The sequence below is a fragment of the Niallia sp. genome (assembly GCF_031978665.1).
GTDB lineage: Bacteria > Bacillota > Bacilli > Bacillales > Cytobacillaceae > Niallia.
This window is the reverse complement of sequence record NZ_DALZDK010000055.1, coordinates 1-20,540: the sequence shown is the minus strand read 5'-3', so window position 1 is coordinate 20,540 and position 20,540 is coordinate 1. Positions and strand designations below refer to the sequence as shown.

General features: G+C 36.1%; 21 protein-coding genes, 1 tRNA gene, 1 other RNA gene, 1 riboswitch and 1 other annotated feature. Of the genes, 5 read left to right on the top strand and 18 right to left on the bottom strand.

Annotated features, from left to right (window positions below):
- Window positions 1-359: 359 nt before the first annotated feature.
- From RTL21_RS21855 to tadA, 7 genes are all read right to left on the bottom strand, one after another.
- On the bottom strand, window positions 360-623 hold the full coding sequence (locus tag RTL21_RS21855) for a pro-sigmaK processing inhibitor BofA family protein (RefSeq protein WP_312099107.1): 264 nt from the start codon (window positions 621-623) through the stop codon (window positions 360-362).
- 220 nt (window positions 624-843) lie between these two features.
- A complete protein-coding gene (locus RTL21_RS21850) occupies window positions 844-1,062 on the bottom strand; it encodes a YaaL family protein (protein ID WP_312099105.1) in 219 nt (72 codons plus the stop codon).
- Between the two features lie 17 nt (window positions 1,063-1,079).
- The gene (gene recR, locus RTL21_RS21845) at window positions 1,080-1,676 is read right to left on the bottom strand and encodes a recombination mediator RecR (RefSeq protein WP_312099103.1); all 597 of its coding nucleotides are present in this window, start codon (window positions 1,674-1,676) and stop codon (window positions 1,080-1,082) included.
- A gap of 11 nt (window positions 1,677-1,687) precedes the next feature.
- Entirely contained in the window at window positions 1,688-2,008 is a 321-nt protein-coding gene (locus RTL21_RS21840; protein ID WP_031539265.1) for a YbaB/EbfC family nucleoid-associated protein, read from the bottom strand.
- Between the two features lie 90 nt (window positions 2,009-2,098).
- The gene (gene dnaX, locus RTL21_RS21835) at window positions 2,099-3,805 is read right to left on the bottom strand and encodes a DNA polymerase III subunit gamma/tau (RefSeq protein ID WP_312099099.1); all 1,707 of its coding nucleotides are present in this window, start codon (window positions 3,803-3,805) and stop codon (window positions 2,099-2,101) included.
- A 222-nt stretch (window positions 3,806-4,027) separates the two neighbouring features.
- Window positions 4,028-4,292: signal recognition particle sRNA large type (gene ffs / locus RTL21_RS21830), an RNA gene on the bottom strand.
- Between the two features lie 88 nt (window positions 4,293-4,380).
- Window positions 4,381-4,890, bottom strand: coding sequence for a tRNA adenosine(34) deaminase TadA (gene tadA, locus RTL21_RS21825; RefSeq protein ID WP_312099097.1), 510 nt, complete (start codon window positions 4,888-4,890; stop codon window positions 4,381-4,383).
- A gap of 184 nt (window positions 4,891-5,074) precedes the next feature.
- On the opposite strand from tadA, the gene RTL21_RS21820 reads away from it, so the two are divergent.
- Together RTL21_RS21820 and RTL21_RS21815 are read left to right on the top strand one after the other, a co-directional pair.
- Complete coding sequence (locus tag RTL21_RS21820; RefSeq protein WP_312099095.1) at window positions 5,075-5,638, top strand: cysteine hydrolase family protein; 564 nt, start codon at window positions 5,075-5,077, stop codon at window positions 5,636-5,638.
- Between the two features lie 35 nt (window positions 5,639-5,673).
- Complete coding sequence (locus RTL21_RS21815) at window positions 5,674-6,960, top strand: glycoside hydrolase family 18 protein (protein ID WP_312099093.1); 1,287 nt, start codon at window positions 5,674-5,676, stop codon at window positions 6,958-6,960.
- A 48-nt stretch (window positions 6,961-7,008) separates the two neighbouring features.
- Here the strand turns inward: RTL21_RS21815 and RTL21_RS21810 are convergent, their stop codons facing one another.
- The 5 genes from RTL21_RS21810 to RTL21_RS21790 are packed head-to-tail and all read right to left on the bottom strand — an operon-like array spanning window position 7,009 to window position 10,711.
- Window positions 7,009-8,016 (bottom strand): ThiF family adenylyltransferase, encoded by a 1,008-nt coding sequence (locus RTL21_RS21810; RefSeq protein WP_312099091.1) that lies wholly within the window; start codon window positions 8,014-8,016, stop codon window positions 7,009-7,011.
- Window positions 8,013-8,780, bottom strand: a complete 768-nt coding sequence (locus RTL21_RS21805; RefSeq protein WP_312099090.1) for a thiazole synthase — start codon at window positions 8,778-8,780, stop codon at window positions 8,013-8,015. The genes RTL21_RS21810 and RTL21_RS21805 overlap by 4 nt, the downstream gene beginning before the upstream one ends.
- A 4-nt stretch (window positions 8,781-8,784) precedes the next feature.
- Window positions 8,785-8,988 (bottom strand): sulfur carrier protein ThiS, encoded by a 204-nt coding sequence (gene thiS / locus RTL21_RS21800; protein ID WP_312099088.1) that lies wholly within the window; start codon window positions 8,986-8,988, stop codon window positions 8,785-8,787.
- A complete protein-coding gene (gene thiO, locus RTL21_RS21795) occupies window positions 8,989-10,110 on the bottom strand; it encodes a glycine oxidase ThiO (RefSeq protein ID WP_312099086.1) in 1,122 nt (373 codons plus the stop codon).
- Window positions 10,091-10,711 carry a thiamine phosphate synthase gene (locus RTL21_RS21790; RefSeq protein ID WP_312099084.1) on the bottom strand — a complete coding sequence of 207 codons (621 nt, stop codon included), beginning with the start codon at window positions 10,709-10,711 and terminating at the stop codon, window positions 10,091-10,093. The genes thiO and RTL21_RS21790 overlap by 20 nt, the downstream gene beginning before the upstream one ends.
- 139 nt (window positions 10,712-10,850) lie before the next feature.
- A riboswitch (TPP riboswitch) is annotated at window positions 10,851-10,960 on the bottom strand.
- Between the two features lie 244 nt (window positions 10,961-11,204).
- Between RTL21_RS21790 and RTL21_RS21785 the strand changes: the two genes are divergently transcribed.
- Both RTL21_RS21785 and RTL21_RS21780 read left to right on the top strand, forming a co-directional pair.
- Window positions 11,205-11,864 carry a deoxynucleoside kinase gene (locus RTL21_RS21785; protein ID WP_312099082.1) on the top strand — a complete coding sequence of 220 codons (660 nt, stop codon included), beginning with the start codon at window positions 11,205-11,207 and terminating at the stop codon, window positions 11,862-11,864.
- Window positions 11,842-12,513: a deoxynucleoside kinase gene (locus RTL21_RS21780; protein WP_312099080.1), complete on the top strand. Its 672-nt coding sequence runs from the start codon at window positions 11,842-11,844 to the stop codon at window positions 12,511-12,513. The genes RTL21_RS21785 and RTL21_RS21780 overlap by 23 nt, the downstream gene beginning before the upstream one ends.
- A 188-nt stretch (window positions 12,514-12,701) precedes the next feature.
- Here the strand turns inward: RTL21_RS21780 and RTL21_RS21775 are convergent.
- From RTL21_RS21775 to guaB, 6 genes are all read right to left on the bottom strand, one after another.
- Window positions 12,702-12,794: transfer RNA gene (locus RTL21_RS21775), tRNA-Ser, on the bottom strand.
- Window positions 12,795-12,990: 196 nt separating this feature from the next.
- The gene (gene serS / locus RTL21_RS21770; RefSeq protein ID WP_312099078.1) at window positions 12,991-14,271 is read right to left on the bottom strand and encodes a serine--tRNA ligase; all 1,281 of its coding nucleotides are present in this window, start codon (window positions 14,269-14,271) and stop codon (window positions 12,991-12,993) included.
- Between the two features lie 111 nt (window positions 14,272-14,382).
- Window positions 14,383-14,606: a binding site (T-box leader), on the bottom strand.
- Window positions 14,607-14,657: 51 nt separating this feature from the next.
- Window positions 14,658-15,260 (bottom strand): pyridoxal 5'-phosphate synthase glutaminase subunit PdxT, encoded by a 603-nt coding sequence (gene pdxT, locus RTL21_RS21765; protein WP_312099076.1) that lies wholly within the window; start codon window positions 15,258-15,260, stop codon window positions 14,658-14,660.
- Window position 15,261: 1 nt separating this feature from the next.
- Window positions 15,262-16,143, bottom strand: a complete 882-nt coding sequence (gene pdxS, locus RTL21_RS21760) for a pyridoxal 5'-phosphate synthase lyase subunit PdxS (RefSeq protein WP_312099074.1) — start codon at window positions 16,141-16,143, stop codon at window positions 15,262-15,264.
- A gap of 234 nt (window positions 16,144-16,377) precedes the next feature.
- Complete coding sequence (locus tag RTL21_RS21755; RefSeq protein WP_312099073.1) at window positions 16,378-17,709, bottom strand: D-alanyl-D-alanine carboxypeptidase family protein; 1,332 nt, start codon at window positions 17,707-17,709, stop codon at window positions 16,378-16,380.
- Window positions 17,710-17,876: 167 nt separating this feature from the next.
- The gene (gene guaB / locus RTL21_RS21750) at window positions 17,877-19,343 is read right to left on the bottom strand and encodes an IMP dehydrogenase (RefSeq protein WP_312099072.1); all 1,467 of its coding nucleotides are present in this window, start codon (window positions 19,341-19,343) and stop codon (window positions 17,877-17,879) included.
- 113 nt (window positions 19,344-19,456) lie between these two features.
- Between guaB and RTL21_RS21745 the strand changes: the two genes are divergently transcribed.
- Entirely contained in the window at window positions 19,457-20,416 is a 960-nt protein-coding gene (locus tag RTL21_RS21745; protein ID WP_312099071.1) for a YaaC family protein, read from the top strand.
- Window positions 20,417-20,540 lie beyond the last annotated feature (124 nt).

Sequence of the window (20,540 nt, the reverse complement as noted above, 5' to 3'; positions counted from 1 at the left end):
TTTCAAAGAGCAATTTGTTTCGTTGCTATCAGAAGCAACTTTTATATAATATCATGTTCGATTCTTAAAGTCAATCACTTTTTAAAAAAGTTTTTTTAATGATTAACCGAATCAATCTGACGACTTTTTATATATTATCACCCTATTACAACAAAGTCAATACTTTTCCTTTGTATTTATTATTAAAATAAATCCCTTAGCATTAATACTAATTAATTCCCCTTAATAAAAAGAAAGCTGTTTGAACTGCTCTCTGTCAACTAGACAGGGGAAATAATAAAAAAGAGATTAGCTAAAATCCCCTCAAAGTATCATTCACCTTTGAAATTGATTTAGATAATCTCCTAAAGAAGCAGCATTTAAATAATATATAATTGAATTGCTACTAATGCCGCCACACCTGGAATCCCCAATATCCCTGATACAATTGAAGTTGCAAAATTTATCGGTACATGGATACCATATTGATTGCCAACCGTATTTAAAAAAAATAAAAACAACGCACCTATCATAATTTTTACAATACCTTGTCCAATCATTCTAAGTGGCTTTATCGGAGTACCAACTACTAGCAACAAAATGATTAAACCGATGACAATAGATATAATAACAACCGGACTCACTACCCATCCCCCTTATTATGCTTGTATTTATAGTTATGTCTCATTTATATAAATAAGACCTAGGATGGACAACTTTTGTTTTTTTATTAATAGACCGCTTTGCATACTTTGTTGCTTTTTTGTAGTTAATGGCAACCTCTATTTTGTTCCATTTTAATTTAACAATTTTTTCAGCAAAGATAAGAAAAAACAGACCGAGTAAATCCACTCGGTCTGTTTATTATTTCAGCAAATTTATTTTCCTTTGTTTTGCTTCTTTAAATAAAAAGAAGTATTTTGCCTCTGATAACTTAGCTCCACTAATTACTTCAGCGGAAGGGTCGAAACTTTTATCTAATAAAGTCTTATCATTTAGCCATTCTTGTTTTAAATGCCTAAATTGGACTAATAGTTTTTCATCGAATTCCTTCCTTAACTTCCCTTTTCGTTGAAAGAACATCGCTAGCCCTCCTGTACTTACACTTCTCTTCTGCCTTCTAATGCTTTAGATAGTGTAACCTCATCTGCGTATTCTAAATCTCCACCTACTGGTAAACCATGAGCAATTCTTGTGATTTTAATTCCTGATGGCTTTAACAGACGAGAAATATACATGGCTGTCGCCTCTCCTTCTATATTCGGATTGGTTGCCATAATAACTTCTTGTGCTTCATCGTCTTGCAATCTTTTTATTAAAGACGGTACATTAATGTCTTCTGGTCCTATCCCATCCATTGGAGAAATAGCACCATGAAGCACATGATAAAGTCCGTTGTATTCTTTCATTTTTTCCATCGCAATAACATCTTTAGGATCTTGAACGACACATATAATACTTCGGTCTCTTCTGCTATCTTCACATATATAGCATGGATCCTGGTCTGTGATATGTCCGCAAACAGAGCAATAAGTGAGATTTCTTTTTGCATTAACAAGTGCCTTTGCAAAATCTAACACCGTATCCTCTTTCATACTTAATACAAAAAAAGCCAGTCTAGAGGCCGTTTTAGGCCCGATGCCTGGCAATTTCATAAAGCTGTCAATCAGCTTTGATATAGGTTCAGGATAATGCATACTCTCCCTCCTTAAAACATTCCAGGAAGATTTAATCCTTTTGTAAACTGACCCATTGTAGAGTTAGTAAGTTCATCCGCTTTTTTTAACGCGTCATTTGTTGCTGCTAGAACAAGATCTTGCAACATTTCAACATCTTCTGGATCGACAACTTCTTCCTTAATAATAACATCAAGAATTTCTTTGTGACCTGATACAACAACAGTTACCATTCCGCCACCTGCTGTTCCTTCAATTTTCTCCTCACCAAGTTGTTCTTGAGCTTCTGCCATTTTCTTTTGCATTTTTTGCATTTGCTTCATCATATTTTGCATATTTCCCATTCCACGCATTTATATTACCTCCAGTTAATAGTTTCCATTGGTTCCAACATAATAGTTTTATCTATATATTATGTACATATATAACCAATAGGTTCAAAATTAATCCTTCACTTCTAATAATTCTTCACCAAATAATTTTATTGCTTCCGAAACAACAGGGTTGTCTTGACGCTCTTCGCTGTCTCCCTCATCAGAAGAATCTAAGTGATGGGAGCTATTGAGAAATTCTTCTCTAATCGTGAGCCACTGTTCTTCTGGGACTCCTAATAAATTATACCTTTTTCCAATAAGCTGATACAAAGAATTAGTGATTGTCTCTATAAATTTACCATTATCTAATGCCATTTGACAGTGGATTTCATATTTAAATTTAATAACAATCGAATCAGCAGATGCAGCAACTGGTTCTGCTTCATTCAACAAAGCAGCTTGTGATCTCATTTGATTTTGCACTAGGGCATTTAACATGGCACCCCAATTACTTTTTATGTTTTGCAATTCTTGCTTGGTAGCATTCTTTAATGTTTCCGTTATTTTACCAACAGGTGCTTGGAATCCTTTTCGATTCGTTCTTGCCTTTTTCTGTGTTGGTTGTGCTTCAGCGACTACCGTAACTCCGTTTTGCTTAAGGCTTGTAAGTTCTTCTTCTAAAGTACCTATCTTATTTAGCAAAGATTGTATTTCTGGGATATTTACATTTGGTTGCCCAGATGCTTTTGCTGCCTCTAGCTGACAAAGCTTCACAATCGCGACCTCTAAGAAGATTCTAGGGTGATTAGTCCATCGCATATCTTGCTGCGTTTTATTCAATACCTGAATGAGCTCATAAATTTGTTCATGTGTGTATGTTTCTGCAAGATCTTTAAAGTCATCATCCAATAAAACTCTCTCTAATGATTCCTCTAAGCGAGGCGCCGTTTTATATAAGAGCATATCCCGATAAAAAAAGATAAAATCTTCAATAAATCGATTAGAATCTTTCCCTGCAAGAAGTAATTCATCTAACGATTGAAGACCTCTTACTGTATCTCCATCTAAAATCGCTTTAGACAATGTATTTAAAAAATTTTGTGAAACAGCACCAGTCACTGTCAGTGCATCTTCCACTGTAACCACTTCATTGCTATAAGAAATAGCTTGATCTAATAGACTTAGTGCATCACGCATTCCGCCATCTGCTGCTCTCGCAATCATTTGCAATGCTTTTTCCTCACAGGAGATTGCTGACTCATCCATAATCAATCTCATTCGATTGACAATCGCTTGCGATGTAATCCGTCTAAAATCAAATCGCTGACATCTTGAAATAATCGTTAAAGGAATTTTGTGAGGTTCAGTAGTGGCTAAAATAAAGATTACATGTTTAGGGGGTTCCTCCAATGTTTTTAAAAGAGCATTAAAAGCTCCAATTGATAGCATATGCACTTCATCGATAATATAAACTTTGTAAGGCACGGAGCTAGGTGCAAATTTAACCTTATCTCTTATATCCCTTATTTCTTCTACTCCATTATTTGAAGCAGCATCTATTTCGATTACGTCAGGTATTGTACCGTCCGTAATTCCCTTACATGCATCACATTCATTACAGGGTTCACTGATCGGCGCTCTCTCACAGTTAACAGCTTTCGCTAAAATTTTCGCCGCACTCGTTTTCCCAGTTCCCCTTGGACCAGAGAATAAATAAGCGTGAGAGATTTTTTGTTGAAGAAGGGCATTTTGCAATGTCTTTGTTACGTGTTCCTGCCCTACCACATCTATAAACTGCTGAGGACGCCAAACCCGATATAAAGCTTGATAGTTCATAGTACCCTCCATTTTTTATTTTCACTACTTATTATAGCTTATCCATTTGTATTTTCACATCAATAATAGCATACATAAAGGGATCTAAATAATAATTCTCTCTATAAAAGAAAATCCACTATCCCCCCTACTATTCAAATAGCAATGAATCCTCCATTCATTTTCATCTTACAAAAAAACTCATCCACTAAGGATGAGTTTTGTATGTATAAATTATAACTGCCGTGCACCTTTCATCGACTGGCACCCATAAGCGTTACTTAAGTAGTTAGCTCGGTCCAGGTAACCCTGCGGCACATGGGGGTGTCCACTTAATGCTGCTTCCTTCCGGACCTGACATGGTTCATGGATTCCCATTGCGCAGGACCCGGACGTCAACACCACTTACTTAAGGCAGACCCTACAGGATACCAGCCTCAGAAAGGAATTCAGCCTCGCTAGAGCGGATTGCGAGTACAGGGCACCGCTACCTCCCCGCTTAGCACGACAAAATTGATACCGAATATTAGGTGTCCTAAGACACACTCTTAGTATACTGATAATGAAAGGAAAAATCAACACAAACCATTTGTTAATTATTGTAAAGCATCTGTATTACTCGCTTTTAATCTTTTTTCTGCCTTCCTGCGATTTCTTACTTCCTGAAAAAAGGAAGTTAGTAACTGTCCGCATTCTTGCGCTAATACACCAGAAATCACTTCACTCTGATGATTAAACCGATTATCCTGAAGTAAATTCATGAAGGTACCAGCACATCCTCCCTTTGGATCAGCAGCTCCATATACCACTCGAGGGATACGGGACAGCAGAATAGCACCTGAACACATAGCACATGGCTCGAGCGTAACATAAAGCGTTGTTTCTTCTAATCGCCATGTCCCTAATGTCTTACAGGCCTCCTCGATGGCAAGCAATTCTGCATGGGCAACTGCCGATTGATCTGTTTCTCTTAAGTTATGTGCTCTTGCTATTACCTCTCCCTTATAAGCAACGACCGCTCCAATCGGTACCTCACCAATTTCTGCCGCTTTCTGTGCTTCCTCTATAGCCAATTTCATAAATATTTGATCTTGATTTTCTTCCATTATTACTGCCCACCTATATTAAAACACAAAATTTGTAATGAAATTTCTTCTTTGACTTAAACTAAGGGTGATAAATAAATATACAACCCATTCCCTAAAAGAAAGTTAATTTAAATGATGATTTACCTCTCCAGCTAGAACCGATGCTTCATTTTACCATTTTACATAGAAAAGGAGAAACCGTATGGAATCATCTAACACAGCTCTCTTAATTATCGATATGATCAATGACTTTAATTTTGAGCACGGAACTATTTTAGCAGAAAAAGCATTAATAATCGCACAACAAATACAATTACTGAAAAAGCAATGCGAAAAAGAAAATATTCCAATTATCTATATCAATGACCATTATAATTTATGGCAAGCAGAATTAATAAAAGTAATCGATTATTGCAGGAATAAAAAAAGCGAACCTGTTATTGACAAAATCAAGCCAGATGATTCCGATTACTTTCTAATAAAACCAAGACATTCCGCCTTTTACGGAACAGCATTACAGACATTGCTATCCCAGCTACATGTAAAACAACTTATTCTTACCGGTATCGCAGGCAATATTTGCGTTTTATTCACCGCGAATGACGCCTATATGCGAGAATACCCTCTTCTTATCCCAGACAACTGTATTGCTTCTGTTGATGATGAGGATAATCAATACGCTATTCGCATGATGGAAAATGTAATGAGCGCAAAAATATTCACATTTAAAGAAAACACAAGCATTTCTACCCTTTCTTTCTCATAAGCTGTAACAATGTATCCTTGTCAGGAGGGAAGAATATGCAAATTCATGTTGTTAGCAATAATCAAACCTTAACAGGCATTGCAGCTGCATATGGAACTACGGTTAATGATTTGGTAGAAGCGAATGTTCTACCAAATCCAAACCGATTAACAATAGGGCAAGCACTTGTCGTCCCTATTATTGGAAGCTTTTATTGGGTACAGCCAGGAGACAGCCTTTGGTCTATTGCTCAAAGATTCAGATTGAACTATGAACAATTAGCTTCTATTAACTCCATTCCCGTTAACCAACAATTACAAGTTGGCTTACGTTTATACATTCCTGAACGACCGAAAAGACCTGTCGATACTAATGCATATGTGGAACCAAGAGGTACATCTGTCGCACCAAATTTAGAGTCAAGCTCACGCGAAGCAGCTCCTTACTTAACCTATCTCGCTCCATTTAGTTTCCAAGCATTACGGGACGGCACCTTAAAAGAACCACTTCTCAATAATTTCCCAAGCATTGCACAAAGCAATAATAATGTACTAATGATGGTTATTACAAACCAAGAAAACGATCAATTCAGTGATGAATTAGGAAGAATTCTATTAAACGATGAAACTATTCAGAATAACTTTCTCAATAATATTGTCACAACCGCCAAAAAATACGGGTTTAAGGATATCCATTTTGATTTTGAATATTTAAGACCCGTTGATCGCGAAGCCTATAATGCATTTCTGCGCAAGGCTAAAAGCCGTTTTTCACAAGAAGGTTGGCTATTATCCACTGCATTGGCACCTAAAACAAGCGCTACTCAAAAAGGAAAATGGTATGAAGGGCATGATTACAAAGCACACGGGGAAATTGTTGATTTTGTCGTTATCATGACATATGAATGGGGATATAGCGGCGGACCTGCTATGGCCGTTTCTCCTTTAGGACCTGTTAGAGATGTTCTTCAATATGCTGTTACTGAAATGCCACCCTCTAAAATTATGATGGGTCAAAATCTATATGGATATGATTGGACACTACCATTTGTAGAAGGGTCTGTCGCAAAAGCACTTAGCCCTCAAGCAGCTATTCAGCTTGCTGCTGATAATAATGCTGCTATATTTTACGATCAAAAAGCGCAAGCTCCCTATTTTAAATATACGGATACTGCAGGAAAATTACATGAAGTATGGTTTGAAGATGCTCGTTCCATCCAGGCTAAATTTAATTTAATTAAAGAGTTAAATTTAAGAGGAATTAGCTATTGGAAATTAGGTTTGCCATTTCCTCAAAACTGGCTTCTCATCCTGGATAATTTCCACGTAACGAAAAGAACATAAATAGAAAGGAAAGGTCTTTCGCAAATAGACCTTTCCTTCTTTTCTCTTCTAACCAATTAATTTCGTATAGATTGATTTTGCTACACTTACTTCTGAAGTCCCATGAATAATCGCACGTCCATCTTTAAAAAGGATCACCCGATAATCACCATAATGAAAAGACAGTAGATAAGGGTTTGCAATAATATTTATCGCTAGTGACTTCCACTGCTGTGAGAGTTCATATAAATCCAACTCTTTCGGCAGAGGTGGACGAATATGAACAGCATCTCTCCCACATAGTACAGCTGCTTTTGTTTGGTTTTGAGAAGATAAATATGGAAAATTTGCCTCTTTCCCACATGTTGGGCAGTTATCATTTCTTAATTTAGCGACATTCATTTCTACATATTCCATTTTCCATATATCAAAGGAACGAAGAACTGGGATTATCGTTTCATCTGAAAGAATCTGCATTGCTTGCGATACTTGCATAGCAGCAACCCATTGAACTATTGGGCTAATGACTCCAGCAGTATCACATGTAATTTGCTGAGAAGGAAGCTGTTCAATTAAGCAGTGAAGACATGGGGTATTCTCTCCAATGACTGGATAAGAAAGCCCATAGCTTCCTACGCAGGCACCAAATAAAAAAGGGATTTGATGCTTAATTGCAGCATCATTTATTACTAATCTCGTCTCAAAATTATCGGTACCATCCATTAAAATAGAAGCACCACGAATAAAATTTTCGACAGTATGGAAGTTTATATCCTCCACAATTGGCTCTATCACCGTATAACTGCTAATTTCTTTCAGCCGCTTCTCTGCTGCAATTGCTTTAGGAAGTTTCTTCTCTGCATCCTCTTCTGTATACAACTGTTGCCTTTGCAAGTTACTTTGTTCCACGTAATCACGATCGATAATGGTGAGTTTTCCTATCCCAGCTCTTACTAGCATCTCAGACACTGCTGTTCCTAAGGCTCCTGCTCCTAAAATGACAGCATGACTATTTTGGATATTCCTTTGGCCTTCTTTCCCTATAAATAATTCTTGTTTCAAAAAACGGCTAGTCAAGATGTAATCATTCCCGTTAACGGACTACTTGCAATACCATAATTTTTTTCTGCTATTCTCCCTGCCTCGTATCCTAATCTACCTGCTTCAATAGCTAATTTCATAGCACTGGCCATTGTAACAGGATCTTTTGCATTTGAAACTGCTGTATTCAAAAGCACCCCATCTGCTCCAAGCTCCATTGCATATGCCGCGTCCTTCGGAGAACCAATTCCCGCGTCCACAATAACAGGTACCGTACTTTGTTCTATAATAAATTGTAAATTTAATGGATTGACAATTCCTTTTCCAGACCCAATTGGGGAAGCACCTGGCATAATTGCATGTACACCTAACTCCTCCAATCGTTTAGCAAGCACTACATCATCAGAAGTATAAGGCAAGACAATAAACCCTTCTTCTATTAGCTGTTCAGAAGCTTTTAACGTTTCTATCGGATCTGGTAGCAACGATTTTTCACACCCGATCACTTCTACTTTAATCATGTCACATAACCCGGATGCCTTTGCAAGCCTCGCTATTCTTACCGCTTCTTCTGCTGTTTTTGCACCCGCAGTATTTGGAAGTAATGTATATCGTTTTAAATCTAATTGCTCCAAAAAGTTCGGCTGTGATGCTTCAAATATATTCATCCTACGGACAGCAAAGGTGAGAATCTCACTTCCAGATACTTCTACAGCCTTTTTTTGCACCTCAAATGACGGATATTTTCCTGTTCCAAGTAATAAACGAGACTGAAAAGTACGATTTCCTATTTTTAGCATGTGTTTATCCTCCTCCAACAAAATGAATTAATTCTACTCTGTCTCTATCTTTTAATGAATAAGTTTGATATTGGTCTTTTTGTACAATATCTCTATTTATTTCTACAATGACAATACGATTACTTAATCCATAAAAATGCAACAAATCCGCTACTGTAGCTACCTCTTCTGGAAGCTGCTGTTCTTTTCCATTCATTAGTATATTCAATTACTTCCCTCCCCCATAGGCAAACATATTTCGGTCTACTTTAAATGCATCAAGCCACTCTTTCTCTACAGGTGAGCCAATGATGAAATCACGAATCATTTTTCCGGTTGCAGGCGCTAATAATATGCCATTTCTTTGATGACCAGTTGCAAAATATATGCCTTTCAGCTCAGGATGCTCTCCTATAAATGGATAGCCATCATAACTTTGTGGTCTAAGTCCAGCCCATGCTCTCTTCCACTTCATTTTGCCAATCTCAGGTACCATTCTTTTGGCTTTTTGTATTACCTCTTCTAGCCCATCAAGCGTAGGCTCTTCGCTCCAATCGTTCCATTTTTTCGTTGCTCCAATAATAAGCTCATTATTATTTCTAGGTACAATGTAAAATTGGTCATGAAATATAGAATAATGTAACGGGGTCCCTTCGTTTATGGCTGCCACACATTCTCCCTTAACAGGAATAATTTCATGAGATAATCCTAATTGCTGAAAAAAGTAATTACTCCACACTCCGCTCGCAATGACGACATTTTTTGCTATAAAGGTTCCTTGGGATGTTTTCACTAAATATTCAATCCCCGTCTTTTCCACTCTTAATACACGGGTATATTCATAAATTTCTGCTCCATATAGCTGGGCACCCTTACTTAGGCCATTACAGGCTACTAACGGGGTAATATGTACATCTTCTTTTAAATAGGCAGCTCCAACAATGTCAACTGCAAGCTGAGGAACTTTTTCCCTTACTTCTTTGCAATCCAACCATTCCACCGATGCTAAGGAAAGAATCGATTCGAGCTCCTGCTTTTCTTTCTCTGAATAAGCAAGCTTCAATAATCCGCCATTTTTCTTTTCAAAATCAATATTTGTTAGCTCTTTTATCTCCTCATAAAGTTCCTTATATAAAAGCTGACTACTTCTCGCAAATGGATAGAGATGCTGAAATTCTTTATATTCAGAGTGAGCTCCAAGCATCCCAGCTGCTGCACTTGTTGATTTTCTGCCAATTTGCTGTGCTTCTAATATCGCTACCTTTTTCTTTTCCTTTGCTAAATAGTAGGCAATAGAACTGCCAATTATTCCGCCGCCAACAATTGCGACATCAACTTGTTTTGATTCCAATCTCTTCACATCTTTCTCTTATTCTTTTTACTGCCTTTAATGGGTCAGATGCTGAAAATATTGCAGACATAATTGCCACTCCATTGGCACCAAAATTAGCTAGTTCCCCGACTCGTTCTTCCGTTATTCCTCCTATCGCATAAAGAGGAATGGGCATAACTCTTTTTATTTCTGAGATAGAGGACAACACGATTGGCGGCTTCCCTTTTTTGCTATCTGTCGGATAACAATGACCATATATCACATAATCTGCTTGGCTATTTTCTGCTAGTGCTGCTTCCTTTTGATTATGAACAGATGCACCGATTGATAATTTTGGATAGAAGCTTTTTACTTGTGGAATAGGTAGCCCATTAGCTGGTAAATGTACTTGTTTCAAAGAAAGCAATGTTGCAACATCTAGGCGGTCGTTTACGATAATTTTTTGTCCAGGAATACCTTCTTTAAGCAAACTCTCACAAAGTAAGTAGATTTCCTTTGAGCTTTTTGCTTTCTCCCTAATTTGGATATAATCCACATAAGGATGGATTTCTAATAAAATGGATGAAAGCTTCTCTAAAGAATATTTGTTATTTGTTACAGCCATTATCTTAATATCCATCACCTCTACTTATAGATTGCGCGTTTTTATCGTCTCGAATTTATAAGGAAAAGTGCTGAAAACGCCAAAAACCACTTTTCCATTATTAGAAAAGTGGTTAATAAATTACGCCTAATGAAAAGTCCATTAGACACGCATATTAAAAGATTCTCCACTTTCCTACGCAGGTACGAACCTGTTCAGGTTTTGAGGGTTTAAAAGTAACTACTTTAGTCTCAGCCCTTATCAAGGGATCCCCTAGTGATTCATTATTTATAACTTTACCCATATAGTACCACAAATCAATAATTTAGCAATTAAAAAACTAAATTTTCCTACTGTTTTATCAATTCACTAAGAATCTAAAAATAAATCCTTAGGAAAAAACAAGCATATGTCCACATTCTCCTCCATGTGTTAAAATGACTCTTGTACTATTTTTATACCTACTATAAGGAAGCAATTGTATACGTATAATTTGCTGCCCTAAAATAAGAGAACAGGAGGGACAAGTGTGAATAGTATCCCTTTTATTACAGTAGAAGGACCTATTGGAGTTGGGAAAACTTCTTTAGCTAAATTACTCTCAGAGTCTTTTCAATACAAGCTCCTAAAGGAAATTGTTGAAGAAAATCCTTTCCTTGGAAAGTTTTATGAAAACATTGATGAATGGAGCTTTCAAACAGAAATGTTTTTCCTTTGTAATCGATTTAAGCAATTAAACGATACAAGAGACCATTACTTAACTAATAACATACCTGTAGTTGCAGATTATCATATATTAAAAAACCTTATTTTCGCAAAAAGATCGTTACAGGATACTGATTTAGAAAAGTATGTGCGCATATACGATGTGTTAACAGAAGACCTTCCAATGCCAAATATCATTATTTACTTACATGCAAGTTTGGATACAATAATGGCACGAATTAAAAAAAGAGATAGAGATATCGAAAAAAATATAAGTCCTCTTTATTTAGAACAACTAGCTTCTGATTACGATATTGTCATGAATGACTTCAAAAAAAATAATCCACAGATTCCTGTATTAGACTTCAATGGAGATACACTGGACTTTGTTCAAAATAAACAAGACTTAGTAAAGATTATTGACACAATAAAAGAAACTTTAAATATAGGAGCCTTTAATCATGAATCTACGAACAAAATATAATATTCCTGGTAATTCCGTTATTACGATTGCTGGAACAGTTGGTGTTGGGAAATCAACCCTAACGAATGCACTAGCAGATGCTTTGCAATTTCGGACTTCCTTTGAAAAAGTTGATACCAATCCATATCTTGATAAATTTTATCATGACTTTAGTCGATGGAGCTTTCATCTACAAGTTTATTTCTTAGCAGAACGATTTAAAGAACAAAAAAGAATCTTTGAATATGGTGGCGGATTTATTCAAGATCGTTCTATTTATGAGGATACTGGTATATTTGCAAAAATGCACTATGAAAAAGGAACAATGTCGGAAGTAGATTACGAAACGTATACGAGTCTTTTTGAAGCAATGGTGATGACTCCTTACTTCCCACATCCAGACTTATTAATATACCTAGAAGGATCTCTTGATGATATTTTACAGCGTATTGATAGACGAGGTCGCGAAATGGAAAAACAAACACCAATTGATTATTGGACAGAGATGCACGGGAGATACGAAAAATGGATTGAGTCTTTCTCAGCCTGCCCTGTTCTTCGTTTAAATATAAACGAGTATGATGCAATTGCTGGGACCCAATCTATCGAACCAATTTTAGAAAAGATTAGTACAATTCTTCAGCAAAAAAACTATAGCCGAAAAGCATAAAAAAAGACTTTCCCCGTTTTCGCGATTACAGCCAGCTCCATCTTAAGGATAGCTGACTGTAATCCAAAACATAAGGAAAGTCCTTTTTTTCTGTCTATATTTAAAAAAATACAAATAAAAAACCCACTACTATAGTAGCAGGTCACATATATCTCCAAATATTATGCGCAATGTAAATTTAAAAATCATGGAGGAGGAAAGGGGATTCGAACCCCTGCGCGGTTTGACCCGCCTGTCGGTTTTCAAGACCGATCCCTTCAGCCGGACTTGGGTATTCCTCCATCAGACAAGTAATAATATATCATCTATCAAATAATAAGTCAACTATATTTCCTGTTTTTTTTATTTTTATTTTTCCTATTAAAGAATTTTAAAAAAATCTAAACTTTTTGCTAGCGATTCTTCTTCTCTATATTAGGAATAGCTAACCTCAGGAAGAATATATATTCCTAAGGTCAACCTCTTTCACTGATCAACTTACTCTGGAGAAATTACTTCTCTATTTCTCATATATGGTCGAAGCACTTCAGGAATTACAACACTTCCATCTGCTTGCTGATAATTTTCTAGAATAGCTGCAACGGTTCTTCCAATCGCAAGGCCAGATCCATTTAATGTGTGCACATGCTCTGGCTTTCCTTTAGGCTCTCTACGAAAACGAATATTTGCTCTTCTCGCTTGGAAAGCCTCAAAATTACTACAAGAAGAGATTTCTCGGTACATATTATAACTTGGAATCCATACCTCTACATCATACTTTTTCGCCGCTGTAAAGCCTAAATCTCCTGTACACATGCTTAATACACGGTATGGTAAATCTAAAAGCTGTAATACTTTTTCTGCATTTTTTGTTAAAGACTCTAGCTCTTCATAAGAATCTTCTGGCTTCACAAATTTAACAAGCTCTACTTTATTAAATTGATGCTGTCTGATTAATCCTCTAGTATCTCTTCCTGCAGATCCTGCCTCTGAGCGGAAGTTTGCACTAAATGCAGCATACTTGATTGGAAGCTGCTCTCCATCAAGTATTTCATCCCTATGCAAATTCGTTACAGGTACTTCTGAAGTTGGAATTAAGAAGTAATCTTCTTTTTCTATTAAGAAGGCATCTTCTTCAAACTTAGGTAATTGGCCAGTCCCCGTTAAGCTAGCTCTATTTACTAAGAAAGGAGGGATAATTTCTTTATACCCATGTTCCTCTGTGTGCAAATCAAGCATGAAGTTAAATAATGCTCTTTCTAGTTTTGCCCCTAAACCTTTATAAAATACAAAGCGACTTCCTGTTACTTTTGCTGCTCTTTCAAAATCAAGCAAATCTAAATCCGTAGCAACATCCCAATGTGGCTTTGGTTCAAAATCAAACTTTCTGATTTCGCCCCATTTTCTAATTTCCACATTGTCATCTTCCGTATCTCCTACTGGAACACTTTCATGAGGAAGATTTGGGATTCCTAGCATGATTGCTTGCAATTTTTCTTCTACTTCACGTAGCTCATTATCATATTCTTTAATTTTTTCGCCAACTTCTCTCATTTCTATAATAAGAGCTTCTGCATCTTTTTTCTCTCTTTTTAAAACAGCTACTTGCTGTGAAACTTCATTTCTTTTGCTTTTCAATTGTTCTGTTTCAACAATTAGCTCTCTGCGCCTAACATCCAACGCTTCAAAATTTTCAAGCTCTGATAAATCTTCTCCTCGATGCTGTAACTGACTTTTTACAAAATCAAAATTAGCACGAACAAATTTAATATCTAACATTTTTTATTCCTCCTATTTTCATTTCTACATGCAATCTACTTTTTATAGGTGTCCCATCTTGTGTTAGAAATCCTTAAACTTTTTTTGCAAATAAAAAACTCCCGTCCCCAAAAAAGGGACGAGAGTTACCCGCGTTGCCACCCTAGTTAAAAGCCTCAAACTGCTTTTCACCTTAAAGATCATAACGGTTTTTAGCCGAAAACAAATACTTGCAACATATGCGTTCCTTGTTTTTACTCTAGGATGGATTCACAAGTGCTATTCACCGATTTACACCAACCATCGGCTCTCTTTAGAATAAATAACCTGTTACTATTTCCTATCATAGTAGATTCCATATATTAATTGCATTTATCTTACTATAATTATTTCCGAAATTCAACAGCTTATGCAAATAAGTGTTGCTTCCCTTCTATCGCCATGTTAATAAAATATCTAGTTAAACGATGATCATCTGTTAATTCAGGATGAAAAGAACATCCTAAGAACTGGCCTTCTCGAGCTGCCACAATTCGATCATTATGTTTAGCCAATACTTCTACATTTTCACCAACACTGACAATATGTGGTGCACGAATAAATACGGCTGTAAAATCTTCTGCAACCCCTGCAATATCCAGATTCGCTTCAAAGCTTTCTCTTTGTCTTCCAAATGAGTTACGCTCGACTTGTACATCCATTGCACCAATATGCGGTTTATCATAGCCTTTAATTGTTTTAGCTAATAAAATTAAACCTGCGCAAGTTCCAAACATCGGTTTTCCAGATTGAGCAAATGCTTGAAGTGCATCCATAAAATCATATTTGTCAATGAGGCGGCGCATGGTTGTACTTTCACCACCAGGAATAATTAAACCATCAATCTCATCTAGTTGGTCTTTTTTCTTTACAACAATTGCCTCTGCATCGTTTGCTTCGATAGCACGAACATGTTCTCTTACAGCTCCTTGTAATCCAAGGACCCCTATTCTTACGTCTTTTGTACTCATCTTACCAACCACGCTCTTGCATACGTGCTTCTGGACTTAAACTAGAAATTTCGATTCCTTTCATAGCTGTTCCTAGGTTTTTGGAAATTTCTGCAATCAACTTATAATCCTGATAATGCGTAGTTGCTTCCACTATAGCTCTAGCAAATTTTGCAGGGTTGTCCGATTTAAAAATACCGGAACCTACGAATACACCATCAGCACCTAATTGCATCATTAGAGCCGCATCAGCAGGTGTTGCAACACCACCAGCCGCGAAATTAACAACTGGTAGACGACCTAATCGTTTAATCTCTAAAAGAAGCTCATATGGCGCACCTAAGATTTTAGCTTCAGTCATTAATTCATCTTCGTTCATATGAACAACTTTACGTACTTGTGCATTTACTTTTCTAATATGACGTACTGCCTCAACAATATTTCCTGTTCCTGGCTCACCTTTTGTGCGAAGCATAGAAGCACCTTCACCAATACGTCTTGCAGCTTCTCCAAGGTCACGACATCCACATACAAATGGAACGGTATATTCATTTTTATTTAAATGAAACTCTTCATCTGCTGGAGTTAACACTTCACTCTCATCAATATAGTCAACACCCATAGCTTCAAGCACTTTCGCTTCAACAATATGACCAATACGTGCCTTTGCCATTACAGGGATTGTTACAGCATTCATTACTTCCTCGACGATTGTAGGATCAGCCATTCTAGCTACCCCACCAGCTGCGCGAATATCTGAAGGAACTCGTTCAAGAGCCATTACTGCTACTGCTCCTGCTTCCTCTGCAATCTTGGCCTGCTCTGCATTGATAACATCCATGATTACTCCGCCTTTTTGCATTTCAGCCATTCCACGTTTTACTCTATCAGTACCAGTTTTCATTGTTTGCCCCCTGTAAAGTCTCTTTTTTTAAATACAAAATATTGTAACCTTTTGCAGAAAATTGTTATTATTCCCTAAAGAAAATAAACAATAAAAAAGAGCTTCTGTCAATACAAGAAGCTCTTTTTCTTTCATTTTATATAATGTATGCGATTTATCTAGCCGATTCTTCCCTTTGTTGTTTTTTCATAAAATCTTATTTCTAAGAGGGTAAGATAGAGAAAAACAAATGAATTAGAACCAACCTTTTACAGTATCAAAGACACTGTCCCATACATTAGAAAAGAATGAGCCAATTCCGCGCATAGCTAAAACAAACCAATTTGCTTTTTCCACGGTTTCATTTGCTACTAAGTCTACTTGTACCTTTTCTTTTCCGTCATTTGTTAAGAACGGTACTTCTTTTCCGTCTTTCGTTTGTACCGTTACATAACCAACCTTATCTCCTTTTTTAACTGGAGCTGTTAGTTCACCGTCATCATTTAATTTTTTCTCATCTAACACAATTTTTGCAACATATTTTTCTTTTTCATTATTTTTGATTACTAAGTTAATCGCATCCTTAGTACCAATACTTACTTTATCTTCTTTTCCTTTTGTTACATTTAACGTTTTATTTTTTGCGTCTACATAATTTGCTGGAAGAATCTCTTCAGTAGAGAAATTTCCAAATGCATAATCTAATACTTTTCTTGCCTCTGCAAAACGAGAATCTTTTGTTTCACTTTTCATAATAACTACGATATAACGTTGGTCCCCTTTTTGAGCAGTAGCAGTAACGTTAAACTTAGCATAATCAGTAGAACCTGTTTTTAATCCATCTACCCCTTCATATCCGTAAATCAAAGAAGGAATTAGCCAATTGAAGTTTTTATATTCTCTTCCATCTCTGAACTTCAGGCTTGGCATACCTGAAGTCTCTAAAATTTCTGGATAATCATGGATTAAGCGGTAAGCTAATTTTGCAACAGCTTTAGCTGACATTTTATTTTCATCTGTCTCGCTTCCGGCTGGGATATTTCCTAATAAATCACTGTTATTTAAACCAGAAGAGTTAACAAATTCAAAATCACCTAAACCTAATTCTTCAGCCTTTTGATTCATTACACTAATATAGTTTTTCTCCGTACCTGCAATTAATTCTGCCAAGGCTACAGTAGCTGCGTTCCCTGAATGAATGGCCATCGCTTGATACAATTCCTTAACTGTATATTCTTCCCCTTCAGTTAACCCTACATTTGATAACTCTGGAGCTCCAGATAATCTGTGAATATAGTTATTAATTTTTACTTTTTGATCCCAAGAAATTTTTCCATTTTTTATTGATTCCAGAACAATATATTCTGTCATCATTTTTGACATGGAAGCAACTCCAAGAAGTTCGTCAGTATTTTTTTCATATAATATTTCTCCAGTATTTGCATCTACTAGTATTGCTGCTCCTGCATCTAATCCAAGCGCATCATTTTCAGCAGCACTTGCTTGATATGGTAGAACTGTTGATAGTGTACTCAAGAATAGTACGGCGATGATGAAAGAGACCGTCCACTTTTTTACTTGTTTCAATATTAAAACCTCCAAAACTATTTTATCTATTAATCTATCTTTATTTTCTAGTTAATTATTTCCCCTGTACAGTTTAACATAAAAAAAATAAAAAAAATAGACAGTGCACTCGGTCACTGTCTATTGTAAATTAAGGAAACTTTTTAAAAGGCTACTACCATATCGCCTTAAGAAAGTGAGTAATTCGGTGCTTCTTTTGTAATTTGAACATCATGTGGATGGCTTTCTCTTAAGCCTGCACCTGTCATTTTTACAAATTGAGCGTTCTCTCTTAATTCATATAAATCCTTTGTTCCGCAGTATCCCATACCAGAGCGGATTCCACCAACCAATTGATAGATCGTATCTGAAAGTGGCCCTTTATAAGGAAGTCTACCTTCAATACCTTCTGGAACAAATTTTTTGTTATCCTCTTGGAAATAACGATCTTTAGATCCTTTTTCCATCGCAGCAACAGAACCCATTCCTCTATATACTTTAAATCTTCTACCTTGGAAGATTTCTGTTTCTCCAGGGCTTTCAGATACACCTGCAAGTAAGCTTCCTAGCATAACCGCATGTCCACCTGCTGCTAAAGCTTTTACAATATCTCCAGAGTATTTAATTCCCCCATCAGCAATAATTGATTTACCATGCTTTCTAGCCTCAGTAGCACAATCATAAACCGCTGTAATTTGTGGAACACCTACACCAGCAACTACACGTGTTGTACAAATAGAACCTGGTCCAATACCAACTTTAACAATATCTGCTCCAGCTTCAATTAGAGCTCTTGTTCCTTCAGCAGTAGCTACGTTTCCAGCAATAATTGTTAAATTAGGGTAAGCATTTCTAATGTCTCTCACACCGTCTAGTACCCCTTGTGAATGGCCATGAGCTGTATCAATTACAACGACATCTACATTTGACTTAACAAGCATTTCTACTCTTTTTAACGCATCATTTGTTACCCCAACAGCTGCACCTACTAATAATCTTCCTTGTGCGTCTTTTGCTGAATGAGGAAATTCAATTACTTTCTCTATATCTTTTATCGTGATTAATCCCTTTAATACACCTTCTCCATCGATTAAAGGCAATTTCTCAATTTTATATCTTTGTAATATTTTTTCTGCTTCTTCTAAAGTAGTTCCTACTGGAGCCGTTACTAAATTTTCTTTCGTCATAACATCCGAAATTTTAATGGAAAAGTCTTCAATAAAACGAAGGTCGCGGTTAGTAAGGATTCCTACTAGTTTTTGCTCATCGTTATTATTAACAATTGGCACACCAGAAATACGATATTTACCCATTAGGTGTTCAGCATCAAATACTTGATGTTCAGGAGTTAAAAAGAAAGGATCTGTGATTACACCACTTTCTGAGCGCTTTACTTTATCTACCTGCTCAGCCTGTTGTTCTATAGACATATTTTTATGAATAATACCAAGTCCACCTTGTCTTGCAATAGCAATAGCCATTTCTGCTTCTGTCACAGTATCCATTCCAGCACTAATAAGCGGAATATTTAATTTTAGATTTTTCGCCAATTGTACCTTTAAGCTTACATCTCGAGGCAAAACTTCCGATTTAGCTGGAATTAAAAGAACATCATCAAACGTTAATCCTTCTTTAGCAAATTTACTTTCCCACATTTTAACGCCTCCATATTGTTAAAAATATTATTAGTAGGTTATCAATTGGATAAAATACTGTCAAGGTTAGTTTAATATGTTTAATTTTTCAAAAAATTCAAGGAGGTTAAAAAATGTCCAATTATTATAAAGACTGGAGCTCTTTTAGTTGCTATTTTTCTGCAGAATACAGCCAAAATTTTCTAAAAAAGTGCTATCGTATTTTACATATAACGGATATAGACTCTAAAAGTTATCAAAATTGCTATCCCTTTATGTACTTTTTAGAACATGGTAAATTATACTACCAACAAGCAATAAGTGCGCCTATGAGTATACAGCCCATCCTCTTATTTTATGGACTTGTTCATTTAATAAAAGCGTGTTTACTTACAATGGATCCAAATTATCCAAACTCCACTTCTGTTCTGGCTCATGGGGTTTCAACAAGAAAACTGAAAAAGCAACAATATTTATTTTTTCAAGATGAAGTAAAGATTCAAAAAAATGGACTTTTCACTTTCATGGCTGAAAAAATGTTTCATTGCAAAAATTCAGAAGGGGAAAAAGTAAAAATGGGGTACCTACTAAATCAAATCCCAGAATTATCAAATCTATTTCAAGCGTTAGAGGGAAAATCTACTTTTTTACAAGTAAATTATCATCACCCACTTTTAGTGCTTCCAAAACAAATATTAGATTTATACTTTATGAATGGTAATCATTTCAAAAATTTTCTTGAAAGGAATCACGGAATACAAATAGAGGAAGTAGAGGAAAATAAAAAGGAGCTGATTATTCGACTTTCAGAACCTCTTAATGCCAACCATTTTATCCAATGGGATAGTAGGGAGAAATCTCGTGTTATTTCTACAGATAAAGAAATAACTTTTTTTTCAAACGAAATGTTATGTCATTATTTAATTTTATACAATCTAAGCATGATTGCAAGATATGAGATTGAATGGTGGAGTGAATTATTAAAAACGATGCCAAATAAAGATTATCCCTTTATTGAATCCTTTTTACAAGTAGCTGCTGAAAAAGGCCCTCAATTGATTTATCAATTTTTAGAGAACCTAGCAAATAGCTAGATAAATACAACAGTAGACTAGCTTGCTTTTTCTTTTTTGTAGTGTTGGTCTTATTTATTTGAAAGACAAAAAAAACAAGCATCTCACAAAGGAGATGCTTGTTTCATTCGTGCCTGGCGACGTC

Bases quoted from the DNA above. Each gene is read 5' to 3' on its own strand.
- RTL21_RS21850 (WP_312099105.1), bottom strand. From the start codon at position 1,062: ATGTTCTTTCAACGAAAAGGGAAGTTAAGGAAGGAATTCGATGAAAAA.
- recR (WP_312099103.1), bottom strand. From the start codon at position 1,676: ATGCATTATCCTGAACCTATATCAAAGCTGATTGACAGCTTTATGAAA.
- RTL21_RS21840 (WP_031539265.1), bottom strand. From the start codon at position 2,008: ATGCGTGGAATGGGAAATATGCAAAATATGATGAAGCAAATGCAAAAA.
- dnaX (WP_312099099.1), bottom strand. From the start codon at position 3,805: ATGAACTATCAAGCTTTATATCGGGTTTGGCGTCCTCAGCAGTTTATA.
- tadA (WP_312099097.1), bottom strand. From the start codon at position 4,890: ATGGAAGAAAATCAAGATCAAATATTTATGAAATTGGCTATAGAGGAA.
- RTL21_RS21820 (WP_312099095.1), top strand. From the start codon at position 5,075: ATGGAATCATCTAACACAGCTCTCTTAATTATCGATATGATCAATGAC.
- RTL21_RS21815 (WP_312099093.1), top strand. From the start codon at position 5,674: ATGCAAATTCATGTTGTTAGCAATAATCAAACCTTAACAGGCATTGCA.
- RTL21_RS21805 (WP_312099090.1), bottom strand. From the start codon at position 8,780: ATGCTAAAAATAGGAAATCGTACTTTTCAGTCTCGTTTATTACTTGGA.
- RTL21_RS21790 (WP_312099084.1), bottom strand. From the start codon at position 10,711: ATGGATATTAAGATAATGGCTGTAACAAATAACAAATATTCTTTAGAG.
- RTL21_RS21780 (WP_312099080.1), top strand. From the start codon at position 11,842: ATGAATCTACGAACAAAATATAATATTCCTGGTAATTCCGTTATTACG.
- serS (WP_312099078.1), bottom strand. From the start codon at position 14,271: ATGTTAGATATTAAATTTGTTCGTGCTAATTTTGATTTTGTAAAAAGT.
- pdxT (WP_312099076.1), bottom strand. From the start codon at position 15,260: ATGAGTACAAAAGACGTAAGAATAGGGGTCCTTGGATTACAAGGAGCT.
- pdxS (WP_312099074.1), bottom strand. From the start codon at position 16,143: ATGAAAACTGGTACTGATAGAGTAAAACGTGGAATGGCTGAAATGCAA.
- guaB (WP_312099072.1), bottom strand. From the start codon at position 19,343: ATGTGGGAAAGTAAATTTGCTAAAGAAGGATTAACGTTTGATGATGTT.
- RTL21_RS21745 (WP_312099071.1), top strand. From the start codon at position 19,457: ATGTCCAATTATTATAAAGACTGGAGCTCTTTTAGTTGCTATTTTTCT.